Annotated in this window: 12 protein-coding genes, 1 tRNA gene and 1 CRISPR repeat array; of the genes, 10 read left to right on the top strand and 3 right to left on the bottom strand. The window is 64.6% G+C overall.

The genetic code is table 11. The features are described 5' to 3' along the window. The first annotated feature begins 64 nt into the window (after positions 1 to 64). The 7 genes from cas5c to ACQR07_RS23905 all read left to right on the top strand — a co-directional run bounded on the left by cas5c (position 65) and on the right by ACQR07_RS23905 (position 14541). Positions 65 to 670 carry a type I-C CRISPR-associated protein Cas5c gene (gene cas5c, locus ACQR07_RS23935; RefSeq protein WP_434904572.1) on the top strand — a complete coding sequence of 202 codons (606 nt, stop codon included), beginning with the start codon at positions 65 to 67 and terminating at the stop codon, positions 668 to 670. Then, positions 667 to 2442: a type I-C CRISPR-associated protein Cas8c/Csd1 gene (cas8c, locus tag ACQR07_RS23930; RefSeq protein WP_434904571.1), complete on the top strand. Its 1776-nt coding sequence runs from the start codon at positions 667 to 669 to the stop codon at positions 2440 to 2442. Before cas5c ends, cas8c begins: the two co-directional genes overlap by 4 nt. Further along, positions 2439 to 3392 (top strand): type I-C CRISPR-associated protein Cas7/Csd2, encoded by a 954-nt coding sequence (gene cas7c, locus ACQR07_RS23925; RefSeq protein ID WP_434904570.1) that lies wholly within the window; start codon positions 2439 to 2441, stop codon positions 3390 to 3392. Before cas8c ends, cas7c begins: the two co-directional genes overlap by 4 nt. A 12-nt stretch (positions 3393 to 3404) precedes the next feature. Continuing rightward, the gene (gene cas4 / locus ACQR07_RS23920) at positions 3405 to 4070 is read left to right on the top strand and encodes a CRISPR-associated protein Cas4 (RefSeq protein WP_434904569.1); all 666 of its coding nucleotides are present in this window, start codon (positions 3405 to 3407) and stop codon (positions 4068 to 4070) included. Beyond that, positions 4070 to 5104, top strand: a complete 1035-nt coding sequence (gene cas1c / locus ACQR07_RS23915) for a type I-C CRISPR-associated endonuclease Cas1c (protein ID WP_434904568.1) — start codon at positions 4070 to 4072, stop codon at positions 5102 to 5104. The genes cas4 and cas1c overlap by 1 nt, the downstream gene beginning before the upstream one ends. 15 nt (positions 5105 to 5119) lie before the next feature. After that, entirely contained in the window at positions 5120 to 5410 is a 291-nt protein-coding gene (gene cas2 / locus ACQR07_RS23910) for a CRISPR-associated endonuclease Cas2 (RefSeq protein WP_434904567.1), read from the top strand. 180 nt (positions 5411 to 5590) lie between these two features. Beyond that, positions 5591 to 12141: a CRISPR direct-repeat array (repeat unit 32 nt; unit sequence GTCGCTCCCCGCGCGGGAGCGTGGATAGAAAC). A gap of 1071 nt (positions 12142 to 13212) precedes the next feature. Next, positions 13213 to 14541, top strand: a complete 1329-nt coding sequence (locus ACQR07_RS23905) for a hypothetical protein (RefSeq protein ID WP_434904566.1) — start codon at positions 13213 to 13215, stop codon at positions 14539 to 14541. A gap of 278 nt (positions 14542 to 14819) precedes the next feature. On the opposite strand, the gene ACQR07_RS23900 is transcribed toward ACQR07_RS23905, so the two are convergent. Next, positions 14820 to 14894, bottom strand: a tRNA-Gln gene (locus ACQR07_RS23900). Positions 14895 to 15183: 289 nt separating this feature from the next. Here ACQR07_RS23900 and ACQR07_RS23895 point away from each other — a divergent pair. Together ACQR07_RS23895 and ACQR07_RS23890 are read left to right on the top strand one after the other, a co-directional pair. Further along, positions 15184 to 16962 (top strand): acyl-CoA dehydrogenase, encoded by a 1779-nt coding sequence (locus ACQR07_RS23895; RefSeq protein WP_434904565.1) that lies wholly within the window; start codon positions 15184 to 15186, stop codon positions 16960 to 16962. Between the two features lie 1165 nt (positions 16963 to 18127). Next, positions 18128 to 18421, top strand: a complete 294-nt coding sequence (locus ACQR07_RS23890) for an HdeA/HdeB family chaperone (protein ID WP_434868057.1) — start codon at positions 18128 to 18130, stop codon at positions 18419 to 18421. A 265-nt stretch (positions 18422 to 18686) separates the two neighbouring features. On the opposite strand, the gene ACQR07_RS23885 is transcribed toward ACQR07_RS23890, so the two are convergent. Beyond that, positions 18687 to 19106 (bottom strand): hypothetical protein, encoded by a 420-nt coding sequence (locus ACQR07_RS23885; protein ID WP_434904564.1) that lies wholly within the window; start codon positions 19104 to 19106, stop codon positions 18687 to 18689. Between the two features lie 169 nt (positions 19107 to 19275). Further along, positions 19276 to 19968, bottom strand: coding sequence for a phytanoyl-CoA dioxygenase family protein (locus ACQR07_RS23880; protein ID WP_434904563.1), 693 nt, complete (start codon positions 19966 to 19968; stop codon positions 19276 to 19278). A 200-nt stretch (positions 19969 to 20168) separates the two neighbouring features. On the opposite strand from ACQR07_RS23880, the gene ACQR07_RS23875 reads away from it, so the two are divergent. Further along, on the top strand, positions 20169 to 20438 hold the full coding sequence (locus tag ACQR07_RS23875) for a hypothetical protein (RefSeq protein ID WP_434904562.1): 270 nt from the start codon (positions 20169 to 20171) through the stop codon (positions 20436 to 20438). Positions 20439 to 20613: the final 175 nt, after the last annotated feature.

Here is a 20613-nt window from a genome sequence, read left to right as displayed (position 1 = left end):
GCACATGTCCTACGGGGTGAGGCTTCTGGTCTCGGGCGATTACGCCTGTTTCACGAGACCGGAGATGAAGGTCGAGCGCGTCTCCTATGACGTAATGACGCCTTCGGCCGCGCGAGGAATTCTCGAGGCGGTGCATTGGAAGCCCGCGATCCGCTGGATCGTCGAGGAAATCCATGTTCTCAAGCCGATCCGCTTCCAGTCGATCCGACGTAACGAGGTCGGCAGCAAGGTGCCGACCAGCAAGGTGAAGCAGGCCATGAACGCCGGCTCACTGGAAGGGCTCGGCCTTCGCATCGAAAGCGATCGCCAGCAGCGCGCCTCCACGCTGCTGGCCGACGTCTCCTACGTCATCGCGGCCCGCTTCGAGCTCTCGCCCGAAGCGGATGCCGGCGAGACCCCCGGCAAGCATCTCGACATCTTCAATCGCCGGGCTCGCAGGGGGCAATGCTTCCATCAGCCGGCGCTGGGGACTCGCGAATTTGCTGCGCGGTTCAGCCTGATCGAACCGGACGCTCCTGTGCCGACGGCGATCGACGAGACGCGTGATCTCGGCTTCATGTTGTGGGACATCGATCATGCCGGCGACCGGAGCTCGCTGTTCTTCCGAGCACGGCTCGAAAAAGGCATCATGAAGGTGCCGCCCCCCGGCTCGCCGGAGATCCGCAGATGAGCGCGCTGGCATCGCTGGTCCGCGCCTATGAGCGCCTCGCGAGCAACGGCGACGTGCCGGCCTATGGCTATTCGCAGGAGAAGATCGGCTTTCTGATTTCCTTGAACGCCGAAGGGACACCGGCAGGTCCACCGATCGATCTGCGGGAGGGCGAAGGGAAGAAGCGGCTCGCGAAATTGATCGCCGTGCCGCAGCCGGTAAAGCGCACGTCGGGCATCATGCCCAACTTCCTATGGGACAAGACAGCCTACCTACTCGGCATCACGGCGACGGCGAGCAAGAGAACGGTCGATGAACACGCCGCGTTCGTTGCAGCCCATCGCGAACGGCTGGCCGACACCGACGACGAGGGACTTCTCGCCCTGCGGCATTTTCTCGACGCGTGGAAGCCGGACGATTTTTCCCGCCTCGGCTGGCCTGACGACATGAGGGATCAGAACATCGTATTCGCTTTGGAAAGCGAGCGACGGCAAGATATCCGGCTTCACGATCGTCCGGCCGCACGCCAGCTCTGGGCACGACTTGCGAGCGAAGGCGAAAGGGTTGAAAGCGTCTGCTTGGCCACCGGCACCCGCGGACCGATTACCCGCCTTCATCCATCGATCAAGGGCGTATGGGGAGCGCAGACCGCAGGAGCATCGATCGTCTCGTTCAATCTCGATGCCTTCACATCCTATGGACATCAGCAGGGCGAAAACGCGCCGATCTCCGAACCGGCTGCCTTTGCATATACGACGGTTCTGAACCGTTTTCTGGCCAGAGGGAGCAGACATCGGATTCAGATCGGTGACGCGTCGACTGTATTTTGGGCAGAGGCCGAAATCGCCGAGACCGCGCATGATGCGGAGGACATTTTCGCCAGTTTTTTTGCCATCGACGAAGAGCAGGAGACCGGCAAGATTGCGGACACGCTGAAGGCGATCCAGGAGGGTGTCCCGCTCGAAGACGTCGCCCCGAAGCTGTCGAAGGGCGTCCGCTTCTTCGTGCTCGCGCTAGCTCCAAACGCCGCGCGACTGTCGGTCCGCTTCTATGTCGAGGACGATTTCGGCGCCATTGCCGAGCGTTACGGCAAGCACGCTCAGCGCATGAAGATCGAACCAGCCCCGCGCGATGCGACGCCGTCGATGTGGCGCCTGCTGATCGAGACGGCGACGCAGAAGAAAAGCGAAAACATTGTGCCCAATCTCGCCGGAGATTGGATGCGCGCCATCCTGACCGGCGCGCCCTATCCATTGACGCTGCTCTCGACGCTGCTGATGCGGCTGCGCGCCGACCACGATGTCAACGGACTTCGCGCGGCTATCATCAAGGCTGTTCTGATCCGCAACTTCGGACATTCATTCGCAAGGGAGATACCCGTGGCGCTCGACCCAGACAACAGGGAGCCGGGCTATCTGCTCGGCCGCCTCTTCGCCGTCTACGAGCAGATCCAGATCGCCGCGCTTGGGCAGAACCTGAACGCGACGATCAAGGACAAGTTCTATGGCGCGGCCGCCTCGCAGCCGCGAAAGGTGTTTCCGTCGCTCGACAAGGCATCGCGATCGCATCTGTCCAAGCTCGGCAAGGACCGCAAGGGCTACCAGGTCGTTCTCGAAAGGACGATCGGCGAGATCATGGAGACCATGTCGCCCGGCGACGATCCATTCCCGCCTCATCTGCCCGACAAGCAGCAGGGTCTGTTCGCCCTCGGCTATTACCACCAGCGCAACAGCTTCTTTTCCCGGCCCAGCGGCAAGTCCGCGGAACACGTCACGGAGGAAAACAACGCATGACTGCGATCGAAAATCGTTACGACGTCACCTTTTTTTTCGATGTGACCGACGGTAATCCGAACGGCGACCCCGACGCCGGCAACCTGCCCCGCATGGACCCTGAAACCAATGTCGGGCTCGTCAGCGACGTCTCGTTGAAGCGCAAGATCCGCAACTACGTCGATCTGACGCGGAGCGGCCATTCGCGCTATGGCATCTACGTCCAGGAAGGCGCCATCCTGAACGAGCAGCACCGCAAGGCCTATGTCAAAGAGCGCGGAGATGACGACAAGGTCAGGAAAGCCGCCAAGCTCAACCCGCAGAGCGAGGACGAGGCGAAGGCGCTGACGCGCTTCATGTGTGACAATTTTTTCGACGTCAGGGCCTTCGGTGCCGTGATGTCGACCGGCATCAATTGCGGCCAGGTCCGTGGCCCGGTCCAGGTCGCATTTGCTCGCTCCGTCCAGCCAGTCATGCCGCTGGAAATCTCGATCACCCGCATGGCCGCAACCAGCGAAAAGGAGAAGGGTGAGCGCGCCCAGGGGGCCGACGGCGACGAGCGGACCGAGAATCGCACGATGGGCCGCAAGCACATCATTCCCTATGGCCTCTATCGCGCGCACATCTTCGTCAACGCCAAGCTCGCGGAGCGGACCGGCTTTGAGCCGGGCGACCTCGATCTGCTGTTCGACGCTCTCAGATCGATGTTCGAGCACGACCGGTCGGCGGCGCGAGGCATGATGTCATCGCGCAAGATCGTCGCCTTCAAGCACGCTTCGGCGCTCGGCAACGCTGCAGCCCATGACCTGTTCGACCGCGTCACGGTTCAGCGCCGGGTCGGCGAAGATCTCTACGACCTCGACAGCCCGCGCCTCGACAATCTGCCGCCGGCACGGCGTTTTGCCGACTATTCCGTCAACATCAATCACAATGACCTGCCCGAGGGCGTCGAGGTGCTCGAGCTGATGTGACCGGAGACACCGATGGACAGCACGACCGTCGACGATCCGATCCCGATCTCCGCTCTGCAGCATGCCGTGTATTGCGTGCGGCAGGCGGCGCTGATCCATATCGAACGACTTTGGGCCGAGAACCGCTTCACGGCCGAGGGGCAGGTCCTGCACGGTGTTGTCCATGAAGCCGACAGGCGCAGCGGCCGTGGGGTGCGGCGCGTCAGCGCGCTGCCGCTCGCCTGCCGGCGCCTCAACATCTCCGGTGTCGCAGACGTCGTCGAGTTCCATCGCGGTGCGGACGGCGAGACTCCGTTCCCGATCGAATACAAGCGCGGAAAACCCAAGCTTCACCGCGCCGATGAGGTTCAACTCTGCGCGCAGGCGATCTGCCTGGAGGAGATGACCGGACAGGCCGTCTCGCAGGGCGCGCTGTTTTACGGCGAGACCAGACGCCGCACGGTGGTCCCGTTCGACGCCGGATTGCGCCGGCTCACCGAGGAGACGATCCGGACATTCGGCGCGCTTCGCGCGGAGGGGCGCACGCCACCGCCGGTGTGGAAGTCGAGCAGATGCCGCGCTTGCTCGCTGATCGAACTGTGCCGCCCACAAGCCATGACACGCTCGGCGATCGGCTTTCGTCAGCGCATGCTCACGGAGATCCTGGACGCACCGCCAGACAACGACGAGCAGCGCTGATGAAAAAGCTGCTCAACACGCTTTATGTGACGACCGAAGGCATGAGGCTGCGCAAGGATGGTGAGAACATCGTGGCGGAGCTGGAGGACGACGAGCGTGGTCGCGTGCCCTTTCATATGCTGGGCGCGGTCGTCACGGTCGGTCCCGTCTCGGTGTCTCCGGCGTTGATCGGCGCGCTGGCAAGAGCGGGCATCACGCTCGTCCTGCTGGATCGGCAAGGACGTTTCGAGGCGCGCGTCGAAGGCCCCGTCAGCGGCAATGTTCTACTGCGCCGCGCTCAATATCGCGCGTCGGAGCAGCCGACCGACATCGTGCGCAGCATCGTCAGCGCCAAGATCGCCAATCAGCGCGTCGTGCTGCAACGCGCCTTGCGCGACTATGGGGCTGACATGCCGGATGAGCAGAGGCAGTCGCTCGAAACGGCTGTCGATCGGCTCGACCAGATCCTGCGCCGCGTGGCCTTCATGAACGAAGGGATCGACGTGATGCGCGGCGCCGAAGGCGAAGCAGCTCAGCGCTACTTTGCCGTGTTCGGCAGCCTGATCCGTTCGCCGGATCCGGAGATCCGTTTCGAGGGCCGCAGCCGCCGTCCGCCGCTCGATCCGGTCAATGCGCTGCTATCGTTTCTCTACACGCTCCTGACGCATGATTGCCGGAGCGCGGCCGAGAGCGTCGGGCTCGATCCCGCGGTCGGCTTCCTGCACCGTGACAGGCCGGGACGCCCAGGCCTCGCGCTCGATCTCATGGAGGAGTTTCGGCCTGTGCTGGCCGACCGTCTGGCGCTGTCGCTGATCAATCGACGGCAATTGCGGAGCGGCGACTTCGAAACACGCGACGGCGGTGCGGTGCTTCTGACCGAGGGTGGCCGCAAGACTGTTCTGACCGCGTGGCAGGAGCGCAAGAAGGAAGAACGGCGCCATCCCTTCCTTGACGAAACCGCCCCGCTCGGCCTCGTGCCCTATCTGCAGGCGCAGTTGCTGGCGCGTCACTTGCGCGGCGATCTCGACGCCTATCCGCCATGGTTCTGGAAATAGAAGAGGGCTTGAGCCATGCTCGTCCTGGTAACCTATGACGTCAGCGTGACCCAGCCGAGCGGCGCCAAGCGGCTGCGCCGAGTCGCCCGGGCTTGTCAGGACTACGGCCAGCGGGTGCAGCTCTCCGTGTTCGAGATCGAGGTCGACCCCGCCCAGTGGACGACACTCAAGGCCCGGCTCGAAGGCATCATCGACCCGAAGCACGACAGCCTGCGCTACTATCATCTGGGCGCCAACTGGCAACGGCGGGTTGAGCACGTCGGTACGAAGCCGGCCACGGACCTCAACGGGCCGCTGATCGTGTAGGATCCGCGAACCGCAAGCGCGGCGACATATTCCGCAACGTTCGCGCTCTCGGAGCTGTTTGAAATCGTGAAGATTTTTGGTTCATCCCACGGACCGAGGCCGCCGCACCGCCCGCAGCCGGCCTGGTTCGCGCAGGAGCGCAGCTTTGTCGCAGAAGATGAACGTGTTAGACGGCGAACCGTCGCTCCCCGCGCGGGAGCGTGGATAGAAACGATACCTGCGAGATGCTGGCCGAGCTGTCGCGCGAGTCGCTCCCCGCGCGGGAGCGTGGATAGAAACAGCTCGACGCCGGCGCCGTGGTCGAGGATCTTGGGTCGCTCCCCGCGCGGGAGCGTGGATAGAAACGCCCCGCCATGCAGAGCCTCACGCCATGACAATGTCGCTCCCCGCGCGGGAGCGTGGATAGAAACATTGTCAGCCTCACCCATCAGGGCGGCGCACGGGCGTCGCTCCCCGCGCGGGAGCGTGGATAGAAACACGGTGACCGATGACATCATCGTGTCGACCAATGCGGTCGCTCCCCGCGCGGGAGCGTGGATAGAAACTGGCGAAACGCACGCGCCCCTCGGCGAGCACGGCGCGTCGCTCCCCGCGCGGGAGCGTGGATAGAAACTGGTCGCAGATGGATTTCCTCACCTGCGAACTGGCGCGTCGCTCCCCGCGCGGGAGCGTGGATAGAAACGACGTCCGGACCTCGACGAGCGCCTCGGGGCGCTTGTCGCTCCCCGCGCGGGAGCGTGGATAGAAACCTTGACCGCGACCGCGGCCAGCTCGCTGTCGCGGGTCGCTCCCCGCGCGGGAGCGTGGATAGAAACCGCTCATGCCGGCGCCTGATTTCAGCCAGCCCGAGAGTCGCTCCCCGCGCGGGAGCGTGGATAGAAACGACCTGATGGCCTTCGACAAGGCCAATACCCCCCCGTCGCTCCCCGCGCGGGAGCGTGGATAGAAACTGGGTCGAGACCGACGGCGAGGACGGCGGCCGGCGGTCGCTCCCCGCGCGGGAGCGTGGATAGAAACTCGATGGCCCAGTCGACATAGCCCACGCCAGACGGGTCGCTCCCCGCGCGGGAGCGTGGATAGAAACGCCGCCAACGCGACCACGTTCCTGCAGTTTCCGGCCGTCGCTCCCCGCGCGGGAGCGTGGATAGAAACAAACAAGAGCCGGTCGACCTGATCCTGTGGGTTGTCGCTCCCCGCGCGGGAGCGTGGATAGAAACATCCGTTGCTTGCTGGCCCATGTCACAGCTTCCCAGTCGCTCCCCGCGCGGGAGCGTGGATAGAAACGGTCGGCCGTGTCGCGCTCCGACAGCATCGGAAACGTCGCTCCCCGCGCGGGAGCGTGGATAGAAACCTGTCCGTGTTGACGGAGTGGCCGCGTGAAATCGTCGCTCCCCGCGCGGGAGCGTGGATAGAAACGCATGCACGGCATGGAATTGCCGTTGGCTCGTGAAGTCGCTCCCCGCGCGGGAGCGTGGATAGAAACAGAGTCATTTTGGCGTTACGTCGCCTGATAGTCGGTCGCTCCCCGCGCGGGAGCGTGGATAGAAACCAGTTGCGTTGTGCTCGTCCTATGCCGCTCTATGTCGCTCCCCGCGCGGGAGCGTGGATAGAAACCCCGTTCCTCGTTTGACAGGTCCCACGGGTACAAGAGTCGCTCCCCGCGCGGGAGCGTGGATAGAAACCGATGACAGACGACATGATTGCAGCCGCGCTTGGCGTCGCTCCCCGCGCGGGAGCGTGGATAGAAACTTCACCAAGTTCGTGCAGCACCCCAAGGTCGAGAAGTCGCTCCCCGCGCGGGAGCGTGGATAGAAACGATGCCGTTGCCTCGGACTCCTCGCTGTATGTGATGGTCGCTCCCCGCGCGGGAGCGTGGATAGAAACTCCTCTTCCAGCTTGATGATGCGTTTGATGATCGGTCGCTCCCCGCGCGGGAGCGTGGATAGAAACAACGATGGCGGCCACTTCAAGCACCTGCTGACGCGCGTCGCTCCCCGCGCGGGAGCGTGGATAGAAACACGATCTCGATCTCCGGCCGCTCGGCCTCGGCCGAGTCGCTCCCCGCGCGGGAGCGTGGATAGAAACGACTCCCGGCACCGGTGCCAGCTCAAGCCGGGTAGTCGCTCCCCGCGCGGGAGCGTGGATAGAAACAGATGACAGACGACATGATTGCAGCCGCACTTGGGTCGCTCCCCGCGCGGGAGCGTGGATAGAAACTGCAAGGTCGACCACGGGCCATGCCCGCCCGACAGGGTCGCTCCCCGCGCGGGAGCGTGGATAGAAACTGCGGTACGCGCATGGGCGCGGCCGGCGCGCTGAGTCGCTCCCCGCGCGGGAGCGTGGATAGAAACGTTGTGGTCACGCGAGTCCCGTTCTTCCGGCTCCGTCGCTCCCCGCGCGGGAGCGTGGATAGAAACATCATGAGCCTGCGCTCCGGCGCCGGCCTCGACGGTCGCTCCCCGCGCGGGAGCGTGGATAGAAACGCGATGATCCTGGCAACGGCGGCGCTGCCGGTCGTCGCTCCCCGCGCGGGAGCGTGGATAGAAACGTATCGGCGAACATCCCATCGACCGGCGCGTTTGTCGCTCCCCGCGCGGGAGCGTGGATAGAAACTGCACCGGGATCGGGTCCGGCGGCAGCACGATGGTGTCGCTCCCCGCGCGGGAGCGTGGATAGAAACATGCCCAAGGGCCATGACGAGGTGATCACGGTCGACGTCGCTCCCCGCGCGGGAGCGTGGATAGAAACTATTACCGTGCGCGCCAAATCCAGGACGCCAATGGTCGCTCCCCGCGCGGGAGCGTGGATAGAAACGCGGTTGAGACGGATCATCCGCTGGATGAGATGGTGTCGCTCCCCGCGCGGGAGCGTGGATAGAAACAGGGCAAGGTCGGCCTCGTGCTGAAGACCGGTCGTCGCTCCCCGCGCGGGAGCGTGGATAGAAACCCTTCGTTTGATTTCGGCTTTGATCTTAACCTGGTCGCTCCCCGCGCGGGAGCGTGGATAGAAACATTTGCTGGTCATTGAGCGGCAGCCGCTCCGTCGTCGCTCCCCGCGCGGGAGCGTGGATAGAAACGCGATCAAGGATACGTGGCCGCTGCAGATCAACGGGTCGCTCCCCGCGCGGGAGCGTGGATAGAAACACCTGCTGGTCACCAGCACGGCCCATGCATTGCGTGTCGCTCCCCGCGCGGGAGCGTGGATAGAAACTTTGTGCCGCCTCCGTTTGCCTCGGCCACAGACGTCGCTCCCCGCGCGGGAGCGTGGATAGAAACTGGCGCCACAACAAGAAGAACTACAAGCCGTCGCGTCGCTCCCCGCGCGGGAGCGTGGATAGAAACAGCTCGCGGTCGATGTCGATCGCCTTGCTTTTTGGTCGCTCCCCGCGCGGGAGCGTGGATAGAAACCTCACACCCTGGAGACCACCATGGCTCGCACCAACGTCGCTCCCCGCGCGGGAGCGTGGATAGAAACAGCGACGCCTACTTCGACGCGCTTGATCAGGAATTGTCGCTCCCCGCGCGGGAGCGTGGATAGAAACGCCACGATCTGGTTGATCGGCCCCGCCTGCCATTGTCGCTCCCCGCGCGGGAGCGTGGATAGAAACCGGTTTCTCAAGAAAGCGGAACGATCGCAACCGCGGGTCGCTCCCCGCGCGGGAGCGTGGATAGAAACGTGTTCGGCCTCTTGGGATCACTGTTCCTGATCGGTCGCTCCCCGCGCGGGAGCGTGGATAGAAACATGCCCAAGGGCCATGACGAGGTGATCACGGTCGGTCGCTCCCCGCGCGGGAGCGTGGATAGAAACGGCATCGCGCGCCCAACGGCGCACCGTCGCGTCACCGTCGCTCCCCGCGCGGGAGCGTGGATAGAAACGTTCCGGGCTCGGCTGGGCGCTGCGCGGCATGGCGTCGCTCCCCGCGCGGGAGCGTGGATAGAAACTCGTTGATCAGGATCTCGGCGACATCGATGCCGCGTCGCTCCCCGCGCGGGAGCGTGGATAGAAACCAGCTGGATGTTGGGAGAGTAGGTCGAGACCATGTCGCTCCCCGCGCGGGAGCGTGGATAGAAACGATCGCCAGCGCACGGCCTATATCGGTGCCAAGCGCGTCGCTCCCCGCGCGGGAGCGTGGATAGAAACATCATCGAGGCGATCATCATCGGCGCCAGTCTCGTCGCTCCCCGCGCGGGAGCGTGGATAGAAACCACAGGAACACGGGCCAGATGACGAGCAGTACGAGTCGCTCCCCGCGCGGGAGCGTGGATAGAAACACCACATCGCAGGGCTGCTTGATCCCCGGCGACAGTCGCTCCCCGCGCGGGAGCGTGGATAGAAACCCTTTCAATTCAACAGGTGAGACGTGAGCTGGGAAGTCGCTCCCCGCGCGGGAGCGTGGATAGAAACGCCAGCACGGTGACGCAGGAGCCGGCCGACGCGGGTCGCTCCCCGCGCGGGAGCGTGGATAGAAACTTCCCGTGGTCGGTGGTCTCGGTCAATGGATGCTCGTCGCTCCCCGCGCGGGAGCGTGGATAGAAACGCCGAGCTTGCGCGAGCTGGTGAGGCGATCATGAGTCGCTCCCCGCGCGGGAGCGTGGATAGAAACTTGCTAAAGGCGCGGTGGCCGGCAAACAGATGCGGTCGCTCCCCGCGCGGGAGCGTGGATAGAAACCCAGAAGGCATCAGCCCATTTGCTGGCGTCGAGGCCGTCGCTCCCCGCGCGGGAGCGTGGATAGAAACCGCGCGGACGCCGCGACCAACACGATCGAGCTTTGTCGCTCCCCGCGCGGGAGCGTGGATAGAAACAACGTATCGGCTGCGACCAAATCTGACGCAAAGGTCGCTCCCCGCGCGGGAGCGTGGATAGAAACTGTACGGTGATGTTGCTTGCGCCGAAGGTCAGAGTCGCTCCCCGCGCGGGAGCGTGGATAGAAACTTTGCTGAAACGATCGAGGCGTCGCTTGATCTCGTCGCTCCCCGCGCGGGAGCGTGGATAGAAACGACGTTGCAATGCGCGCAGCGGCCGCATTCGCCTGTCGCTCCCCGCGCGGGAGCGTGGATAGAAACAACTGCCCGACGGTGTTGAGCACGTCGCAGACGCGTCGCTCCCCGCGCGGGAGCGTGGATAGAAACAGCGTTCTGGCCGCCTTTGTTTACGTTGCGCTCGTGTCGCTCCCCGCGCGGGAGCGTGGATAGAAACCTCTCCTCTCCCTCCTCCCTCCTCCATCTGCGGAGGTCGCTCCCCGCGCGGGAGCGTGGATAGAAACCATTATCCGGAAGCCTCCGCACAGCAGGATGCGCTCGTCGCTCCCCGCGCGGGAGCGTGGATAGAAACCCGAACGTCGCCGCACGGCTGCCGCTGCGCGATGGTCGCTCCCCGCGCGGGAGCGTGGATAGAAACTTGTTGGACTGCGTCGAGAGGTTGATGACGAAGCCGTCGCTCCCCGCGCGGGAGCGTGGATAGAAACCAGGCCTCGCTCAACGAGGTTGGCGACCGCCGCAAGTCGCTCCCCGCGCGGGAGCGTGGATAGAAACAGCAGATCACCGAGACCGCCTACGACGAGGTGGGCGTCGCTCCCCGCGCGGGAGCGTGGATAGAAACACCAACACCGGCGCGACGTGGCTCGTGTGCGTGGTCGCTCCCCGCGCGGGAGCGTGGATAGAAACCAGATGACCGTGCTCGGTGCATCGAGCGGCACCGTCGCTCCCCGCGCGGGAGCGTGGATAGAAACTTCATGACGACCCGACGCGCCATTACGGCGAGGTCGTCGCTCCCCGCGCGGGAGCGTGGATAGAAACGTAGACGATCCACGGCGCCGACCAGGCGCCCACCAGTCGCTCCCCGCGCGGGAGCGTGGATAGAAACAAGGCGACGCGAATCTGACTTACCCGGCTTATATCGTCGCTCCCCGCGCGGGAGCGTGGATAGAAACGTTCTCGGCCGCGTTGATGTGAGCCTCCATCACATGTCGCTCCCCGCGCGGGAGCGTGGATAGAAACTCTGACGGCACGGTGTCGGACTGGGCCGAGCTGACCGTCGCTCCCCGCGCGGGAGCGTGGATAGAAACCAAAGCTGCACGGTTGCCACGGCACATGCGCCGCAGTCGCTCCCCGCGCGGGAGCGTGGATAGAAACCATTCCTGCCGGCACGGGTTGGCGACCGCACTGCTGTCGCTCCCCGCGCGGGAGCGTGGATAGAAATGCCGAGGCCAAGCCCGCCCTGACCGATCGTGGCCAGTCGCTCCCCGCGCGGGAGCGTGGATAGAAACGCGACATCAGCCAGTTTGGGACGATCTTGATGCGGTCGCTCCCCGCGCGGGAGAGTGGATAGAAACGGCATACGCGCCGCCGGGCGGGCTCTCGGGTCCTGTCGCTCCCCGCGCGGGAGCGTGGATAGAAACACCAAGACCTATTACGACGCTCGCGTGAAGATCGTCGCTCCCCGCGCGGGAGCGTGAATAGAAACCCGGTCTTCAGGACGCCCTTCATGATGTTGGCACGTGTCGCTCCCCGCGCGGGAGCGTGGATAGAAACCTTCGCCTTGTCGCGCAGATCCTCGAGGCCCTGGGTCGCTCCCCGCGCGGGAGCGTGGATAGAAACTCGATCAGGCCGGCGCGGTCAGGCGCGGTCTTGCTGTCGCTCCCCGCGCGGGAGCGTGGATAGAAACTTCAGTCGCGGCCCCTGCTGCCAATCCCACTGCCAGTCGCTCCCCGCGCGGGAGCGTGGATAGAAACACTCCCCCAAGGAGTGCGCGCCCCTGAGGCGTGAGTCGCTGCCCGCGCGGGGCGTGGATAGAAACCTGTTGACGATGACGCATCCGCAGCTCGCGGCGCCGTCGCTCCCCGCGCGGGAGTGCGTGGACAACCAAGACAGAAAAGCACCCGCAGGAGGGTTAGCATAGCGGCCGGCGCCTCGGCGGCGGGACCCGGGACCGAGTGCAGTCGCGAGACCGGTTAACAAGGCACCCGCGTTTGGGACAGCGCTGGCGGTGCCGCAACGCGGCAGTCCCGAGAGCGAGTGCCTCCGGCGAGCGGCACCATGAAGCCGCGTGATCAGCCTTGCGTACGATCCTTCCTTCGACAAGATGCCTGCCGGTCCCCAGCACGACGGAGACGCAGTGCTGATGGCAGGAGGAACGGCCGCTTCCCCGTCAATACTCGGAGTTGAAAAGCAGTCCTTGCGCCGAGCGCCTGGGTAGCGCCGAACATTCCACCGTTTGAAAAACCGTTTTAGTTTTTCAGTCTCAAACGGTGCTTTTGGCCAAGTGATTGATTTGAATGGCGCGCCCGGAACGATTCGAACGTCCGACCCTCAGATTCGTAGTCAGACGCCTGACCGGCACGAGCCTCTCCTTCATCCGCCGCCACAAAATCGATCACGACGGGCTCCGGAGGAACCAGCCTCGTGCCTTGACCGCGTGACATATTGCGAACAGACGGCGACCGCCCTTTTCAACCTCGATCCTATCCAATTCTTCGACCGTCCTGAATCGCCATTAGGCTGCTCACGTCCGCTGCGATTGCGCCTGAAGGACGTCTCGTCCAGCCACATCGGCGACGGAGAACAGCGGCAATGAGTCGTGCTGCCATAATTCCAGCGGGTTCTTGGCCGCGCCGCATGCCAGCTGCAATTGCGGCCGGATATTGCGGCGAGCCCACTGTCGAAGCATTTCTCAAGCGAGTCGGTTCAGAGTATCCTCGACCACGGGTCAAGGATGGGAGACGTCAACTGTGGTTGCGAGACGATCTGGACCGAGCGATCGCACCGGATCTGGTGCCGGCCGACCTCGCCGAGGATTTGTGACGTTGCAACGTCCGTTGCCGCGTTTTGTGGAAACGCGCCGACTGGCCAACGGTTCGCTCGCATTCTACTTCCGTATTCCGACCTACTATCGCGGGCTGGGCTGCGGCATCGCCAACGAGCCGCTGGGGACCCAATATGAGGTCGCTTGCGGCGATGACGGAAAAGGCGGACGCGCATCTGCCCTCAACGGCCTATTCGACGAGTGGAACGCCCAACGCAAGGGAGAGCCGAGCGAGCAGGGAAAGATCGCGCGCTACGGCACGATCGATTGGCTGTTCAGGCAATACAAGACGGAGAAGGCATACACCGAGAAAGTGTCGCCCCGGTCGCGCCCCGACTATGAGCGTATCATGCAGATGATCTGCGACACGGTCGGCAAGAGCGGTCGCCGGGTAGGCGAACGGCAGATCATCGAGGTGACGCCAAGGGCTGCTGACAAGATCTATGAAAAGATCATCGATGGCCCGAACGGCCTGAGGCTTCGCCAAGGAGAGAAGGTCGTCGGGCTCTGCCGCAAGGTTTGGCGCATCATGCGTCGATTACACCCGGAGCTGTTCGACAAGAAGCATCCAAACCCTTGGGACGACTTCACCCTCAGAAGCCGCACGAAGGCCAGAAAGCATGCGGTCACGCGCGAGGAGGTCTACAAATTCGCCTGGGGCTGCGTCAAAGAAGGTCGACCCGAGCCGGCGGCCGTCGCGGTGATCTGCTTTGAGTGGCTGCAAAGGCCCGAGAACGTCGTGGCTGGCTTCCTGACTTGGCCGGACTATCGCAGCAAGCAGTGGCCCAATGCCGTACGTATCGAGCATCATAAGAACAAGGCGCTCGTCTGGCACCCGCTCGAGGAAGTGGTCGATGGCGAGATCATTAGGTTCTACGCGGAAGCCGAGGAGATCCTGAGTCAATTGCCGAAAATCGGCGTTCCAATGATCATGCGCCGGATCCAGCGAGGCGAAGGCAAAGGCAACACCAAAGTGTGGTCCTACCCCGGCATGGAGAAGCTTGTGCAGCAGATGCGCAAGAAGATCGATGGGGTGTCGGAGTTGTTCACGCTCGATGCTTGTCGTCACGGCGGCATGACCGAGCTCGAGGAAGCCGAGCTAACGGATGGCCAAGGCCGCGCGCTTTCTGGCCACAAGACCGCACAGGCGTATCGCGGCTACGCCAAGAAAACCATACAGCGCGCCCTCGCCGCGACTCGCAAGAGGCACGCACATTTGCTGACGCAGAAGCAGCTCGACCAAGTCAGCCCCACGCGAAACGAAGAGGCGGCGGAGGTCGATACGAAGACGCTTAGCGCGGCGGCAACACGAAAGGCCGAGCGTCCCTGATAGCTGCTGGCCCAGCGCATTGTTCGATTCCGCAGATTGATCGACGGCAACTCAAGCCGACAGCCCACCATCATCCTCTGCAGTAGCATCGAGGCTACCGGCTTGACGGCGCTCACGCTATTGCGGTGGGCCGTTCGGCGCTGCCTCGGTGCGACGCAGTCCGGCGGAAAACGAAACCAGCACAGAATTTCCAAATGAGGGGGATGCCGAATTTCCAAATGCGCCCGAACGCACGCTGGACCTAAGCGATTTTATTCAACAGGATCATGGGAATAGCCTGGCTGGGGCGGGAGGGATCGAACCTCCGAATGGCGGAATCAAAATCCGCTGCCTTACCGCTTGGCTACGCCCCATCAGGTCAGCCGGATCGCCCCGCGCGCGAACGCCCAGGCGATTCCGGATCGGCGCCCGTGGTCTACCGAGCGCGCCCGCCCATTTCAACCGCTGCGCCGGAGGAATTTTGCTGGCGCCGCCGATGATCCGCAGGCTGGGCCAATTCGTCAATGCCGGCAAGCCTTTATCCCGGCCGTCCGAGGCCGCCGCGGGGCCCCGCCGCAAACGATAGCGAAAAAGTTGAGGCCCGGGCGGTTTCATGGGATGACGGCGGCCAAACCGGCCATCTCGAGCCCCTGAGGATCCGCCATGACCTATCGCGCCCCGCTCAACGACATGCTGCTTGCCCTCAACCATGGTGCCGGGCTGAAGGCGGCGGTCGAGGCCGGCCATTACGGCGATTTCGATCCGGACATCACCACCGCCGTGCTCGAAGAGGCCGGCAAGTTCGCGACCGACGTGCTCGCGCCGCTCAACAAGATCGGCGACAAGCATGGGATCAAGCTCGCCGACAAGAAGGTGACGACGGCCCCGGGCTGGCCCGATGCCTACAAGCGCTGGACCGAGGCCGGCTGGAATGCGGTGTCCGGTCCGGAGGCGCATGGCGGCCAGGGCCTGCCGCTCGCCATCAACGCCGCCTGCACCGAGATCTGGAGCGCGTCCAACGTCGCCTTCGGCCTGTGCCCGCTGCTGACGCTCTCGGCGATCGAGGCGCTCGATGCCCATGGCAGCGATGAGCTGAAGGACATCTATCTCGGCAAGCTGATCTCCGGCGAATGGACCGGCACCATGCAGCTGACCGAGCCGCAGGCCGGCTCCGACGTCGGTGCGCTCCGCACCCGCGCCGAGCGCGCCGCCGACGGCAGCTACCGCATCACCGGCAGCAAGATCTTCATCACCTATGGCGAGCACGACATGACCGACAACATCGTGCATTTCGTGCTCGCACGATTGCCGGATGCGCCGGCCGGCACCAAGGGCATCTCGCTGTTTCTCATCCCCAAGTTCCTCGTCAACAAGGACGGCTCGCTCGGCGCCCGCAACGACATCTATGCCAGCGGTGTCGAGCACAAGCTCGGCATGCACGCCTCGCCGACCTGCACCATGACCATGGGCGACGCTGGCGGCGCCATCGGCTATCTCGTCGGCGAAGAGAATGCCGGCATGCGCTGCATGTTCACGATGATGAACCAGGCGCGGCTCGGCGTCGGCCTCGAGGGCGTCGGCGTCGCCGATCGCGCCTATCAGCAGGCGTTGAGCTACGCACAGGAGCGCAAACAGGGCCGCGCCGTCGGCAGCAAAGGCACCGGCTCGGATGCGATCATCGCCCATCCCGACGTCAAGCGCATGCTGATGCAGATGCGCGTCCTGACCGCCGCCTCGCGCTCGATCTGCTACGCCACCGCGGTCGCGCTCGACGTCGCGGTGCGCGCAAAAGATCCGACCGTCCGCGCTGATGCCGCCGCACGTGGCGCGCTGCTGACGCCGATCGCAAAGGCGTTCTCCACCGACATCGGCAACGAGGTCGCCTATCTCGGCGTCCAGATCCATGGCGGCATGGGCTTCATCGAGGAGACCGGCGCCGCGCAGCACTACCGCGACGCCCGCATCACCGCGATCTACGAAGGCACCAACGGCATCCAGGCGATCGACCTGGTCACCCGCAAGCTCGGCGCCAATGGCGGCGCCTCGGTGTTCAAGCTGCTCGACGAGCTCACCGACATCGTCCGCCGCGTCGAGGCCTCGAACGATCCCGCGTTCGGCACCACCGGCGCCAAGCTGCGCGACGCACTCGGCGCGCTCGATCGCTCCAGCCGCTGGCTGCTGGAAAAGCTCTCCACCGCGCCGAACGATGCGCTGGCCGGCGCCACGCCGTATCTCCGCCTGTTCGGCTCCGCGCTCGGCGGCTGCATGCTCGCCAACGAGGCGCTCGCCGCGCGCAGCGAGAACGAGAGCGAAGGCGCCCGTCACGTCGCGCTCGCCCGCTTCTTCGCCGAGACCTTCGCCGTGCAGGCGCCGTCGCTGGAAAAGACCGTCACCGACGGCGCCGACGCGGTGCTCGCCGCGGACGCCGTGCTGGTGGCGTGAGGCCTATCGCCACACAACGTGCTGACGGCGCGAGACCGCGCGCCACACAAAAGGTGTCGTCCCGGCCTTGAGCCGGGACCCAGAGTCCCCGGCAGTCGTGGCTGGCGAGATCGGTCCTCCATCGTGCCCCACACACCTCCCTGGGGTTATGGGTCCCGGATCTGCGCGCGCGATGCGCGCTTGTCCGGGACGACATGTGAGTTTGTGGCACACACCGCGCCCACCACTCCGTCATGTCGCGTGCAGCGGGCCGTGAGGCAGTTTGTTGAGCGGGCCGCCTACTCGGAATTCCATCATTGCGAGCGCAGCGAAGCAATCCTGAGTCCTTGCTCGGCCCTGGATTGCTTCGCTCCGCTCGCAATGACGCAAGGGGCAACACTGATCCACACTCTCAAACAGCATGAGGGATGATCGAGAAAACGAGCATCCGTTCTCGCGACGCGCTCCGCGCCCGAGTGGTGCCCGTAAGTCTCGCCCTCTCCAAGTGGAGGGCGCGAGGAAGGCCGGACCTCGGCTGAGGCCCGTGGCCCGCCTGCAGAAAAAAAGCAGGCGGCAGTCACCACAGGTACAGCCGGATAGACCCGGCCTTCCCCGCGCGATGGTTTTAACGGTCTATAGCGCGCTCTTCCTGGTGCACCGGCTTTCTGGCCACCATGTCGTGCAACGCGCTTTCCGCACATCGCACTCGATACTAGCGTCGGAGTATCGGAACCACACGCCTTCACCGTCCGCGAGCTGAGCGTTCGTCCGTGCTTCAAAGAACACGACGCCGCCCGCGTCCACCGCATCCCCGCTGCCAACGTCCGTGACGACCGCGAACCGTCCCCTACCGTGCAACGGGATGCGCGGACCATAATGCTGATTTGGCGAATCCAGCAAGTGAATTATGTTTTTCAGAACAGATTGACAGGTTTTTCCGGCATGACCTGATTTGCCCGACGAGCAGGTCAATCGGCACCGCCGACCTGCGGCAGGCGGGATCGTCGGACGTGCGGCGCGCCTGGCGCGTGCCTGGTGTCGTCCTTGACATCCGGAATCGATCCAGCCAGTTCTAAGCCACCGTGCGGATGCGATCGCGGCGAATCAAATCGTCGCAACTCGCGAACGGATTGGTAACACCCTGAATAGTTCGTTGCTTTTCATCACATTCATTCGGAGACCGACCATGAAATTCGTCATCGCCCCGCTGTTTGCCGCTGCGCTCATGTTCTCGTCCGCGCCGGCGTCCGCCGTCGTTCTCGATCTCTCGACCATGAGCTGCAAGCAGTTCGTCGACAGCGGCGACGACACCATCAAGATGGTCCTGATCTGGCTGGACGGCTGGTACAAGGGCGACCAGGACGAAGCACTGTTCGACACCGAGGAGTTCGTCGCGAACGCCAAGAAGTTCGGCACCTATTGCGCCGAGCACCCCACGGTCAGCATCGTGACCGCCGCGGAGAAGATCCTCGGCAAATAAACGGACGCGGCACGTTCAGCGGCAGACAACCGGGCGGATTGACGTCGGCGTTGTCCGCCGTCCTTTCGTGCAAGGCGACCGGGCGATCGCAGATGAGGAAGGATCGTGCTCGCCCGTCTCTCCGCCGTCTTGGCCGGGCATGTCCCGGCCATCCACGTCGTGCGGCAAGCCCTGAGATTGACGGAGCGCCTCACCGAAAGAGGCTCGTCGCAACCGCTCCATATCCGATCGCACGCAGCAGACAGAGAGCGCGTTGCGCCCGCTCCTACCTTGCTGGTCCCGCTTCGCACATCTTCCGAAGCTCGTTGCCGTAGAACGCACGCCAGTCGGCATTCCCGATCCTGTCGCGGTAGCTCTCCAGCTTCGCAAGCAGCGCGCTATCGGCGCACACGCGATACGTGCCGCGGTGCTGCATGTCGGCGATGACCACCAACCCGTCGCGATAGTCGAGGTCGTTGTCCGTCGTCTCCAGGCTTGCCAGGATCAGGCGCAACATCGGCTCGCCACCGCGCGCCAGGACGGAGGACAATCCTGTCATCGGAGGATGGACGACCTGATTGGCGTATTTGAACAGGCGCCACTGCTTGTCGAGAGGATAAGTCGCGACCACCTCGTCTCTGGCGCTGCGGCGATGTTCAAGGAATTCCGCCTGTTCCGTGGTCTGACAGCCCGCCAGCGATGCCAACACGCCCACCCCCACCAAGACGGCCCACATCCGACGCATGATGACCCCGAGAAAATACTCTTGTCACAGTGCCCTAGCGCGTAGGGCGGGGTAGCGCCAGCGTAACCCGCCGTTCTTCCGTGCCGGGAATGGCGGATTACGCTGCGCTAATCCGCCCTACTTCTCTCATTCAAACGCCGAGCCATTCCAGGCCGCCCGGCAACTCATCCGCGGCGAAATCGACCTGCAGCACGCGGCGGTGGCCGGGATGCGCTGACGGTTCTGACGCATGCAGGATCGGCGTCGCATAGAGCCAGATGTCGCCAGCCTCGGCGCGGCACACGGCCGTGCCGCAGCGCGCCACCACGGCGGGGACGTCGGCTTCCGCAATGCGGCCGAGACGGTGCGAGCCGGGAGCGATCAGGAGCGGCGCGTTGTCGGCGGGCACCGCGTCGAGATGAACGCGCAACGTCACCATGCGCACCAGCACCTCGATCGGCGGCGCGACGTGCTGCAGGCCGCCCTTGATGGTCCACGGGCCGAAACCGGCGACGTCGATGCGCTCGCGGACCACGATGGTGCGGTCCTGATGCCACGGCACGGCCCAGTTCGCCTGCGCCGTCTTGTCGAAATAGACAGCGCGAACCGGGCGCGCGGCAGCGCCAAGCAGCTCGGCTGCGGCGCAGCCGACAGGCCCGTCGGCAGCGAGGAACGGCGTCAGCGCCGCAACGCCGTGCAGGCGGGTGCCGGCCTGCGCCGGCGCGTGACCGGAGAGCGCGTCGAACAGGGCGCCTAGTGCGCCGGCGTCGAGCGCCGCTGCAATGCGGACCGCGCCGGCGTCGCTGAATTGCGTGGTCTGCTGAGGAGAGAGAGCGAAGGTCATGCGGCCTGAAGACTAGAGCGCGATGCAGCAGATTGGCAACCGCGCTCGTTCCATTTCGGCCATGGCACCGGTTGCAACCGATGCAAATCCATCACGCCGGTGACACCATGACGCAACACTGCGCCCGCGATGTCACGCGCCCGTCATTGTTAATTTGCGCCCCCGCGCCGAGTCACGCCTGTTGAAAGGCAGGGACGGCAATGGGGAGGATGACGATGCGGGCGATGATCGGCGCGGGGATGCTGGTCCTGGCGATGGGAACCGAGTTGCAAGCGGCCAACGAGGCCGGTGCGGAGACGCGGATGTCGTGCTCGGAGGTGCGCTACTACGTGGAGAAGTACACCGCCGAGGTCGCTGAGATGTACGCGCGCAGCCGCGGCGCCACCGACGCCCAGATCAACCGCGCACGCCGCTGCCTGACCCCGGTGCATGTCCGCCGCGCGGAGCGCTGGCGGAGCTACACGGAATAGAGCGAAAGCAGGATCACACATTCAGCGCCATCGGGCGAGACAATGTGGGACTGTCGCGACGTGCGCCCTAAGAGGTCAATGGTCCGAAGAGACTCAGAGGCCTGAACAGCCTTCACGAACAAGGCCGCGCGACTGGGCTGCGGGCAGCGACGGCGTCCTGCGGGCATCACGACGT

This window comes from Bradyrhizobium sp. HKCCYLS20291, assembly GCF_051167715.1.
In the GTDB taxonomy this organism is placed as follows: domain Bacteria; phylum Pseudomonadota; class Alphaproteobacteria; order Rhizobiales; family Xanthobacteraceae; genus Bradyrhizobium.
The sequence above is the reverse complement of the archived record's forward strand: the minus strand, read 5'-3'. Positions and strand labels throughout refer to the sequence as shown.

What these genes read in the sequence shown, in the direction of transcription:
- cas5c (WP_434904572.1), top strand. Translation starts at nt 65, where the DNA reads ATGAAGGTCGAGCGCGTCTCCTATGACGTAATGACGCCTTCGGCCGCG.
- cas8c (WP_434904571.1), top strand. Translation starts at nt 667, where the DNA reads ATGAGCGCGCTGGCATCGCTGGTCCGCGCCTATGAGCGCCTCGCGAGC.
- cas7c (WP_434904570.1), top strand. Translation starts at nt 2,439, where the DNA reads ATGACTGCGATCGAAAATCGTTACGACGTCACCTTTTTTTTCGATGTG.
- cas4 (WP_434904569.1), top strand. Translation starts at nt 3,405, where the DNA reads ATGGACAGCACGACCGTCGACGATCCGATCCCGATCTCCGCTCTGCAG.
- cas1c (WP_434904568.1), top strand. Translation starts at nt 4,070, where the DNA reads ATGAAAAAGCTGCTCAACACGCTTTATGTGACGACCGAAGGCATGAGG.
- cas2 (WP_434904567.1), top strand. Translation starts at nt 5,120, where the DNA reads ATGCTCGTCCTGGTAACCTATGACGTCAGCGTGACCCAGCCGAGCGGC.
- ACQR07_RS23895 (WP_434904565.1), top strand. Translation starts at nt 15,184, where the DNA reads ATGACCTATCGCGCCCCGCTCAACGACATGCTGCTTGCCCTCAACCAT.
- ACQR07_RS23890 (WP_434868057.1), top strand. Translation starts at nt 18,128, where the DNA reads ATGAAATTCGTCATCGCCCCGCTGTTTGCCGCTGCGCTCATGTTCTCG.
- ACQR07_RS23880 (WP_434904563.1), bottom strand. Translation starts at nt 19,968, where the DNA reads ATGACCTTCGCTCTCTCTCCTCAGCAGACCACGCAATTCAGCGACGCC.
- ACQR07_RS23875 (WP_434904562.1), top strand. Translation starts at nt 20,169, where the DNA reads ATGGGGAGGATGACGATGCGGGCGATGATCGGCGCGGGGATGCTGGTC.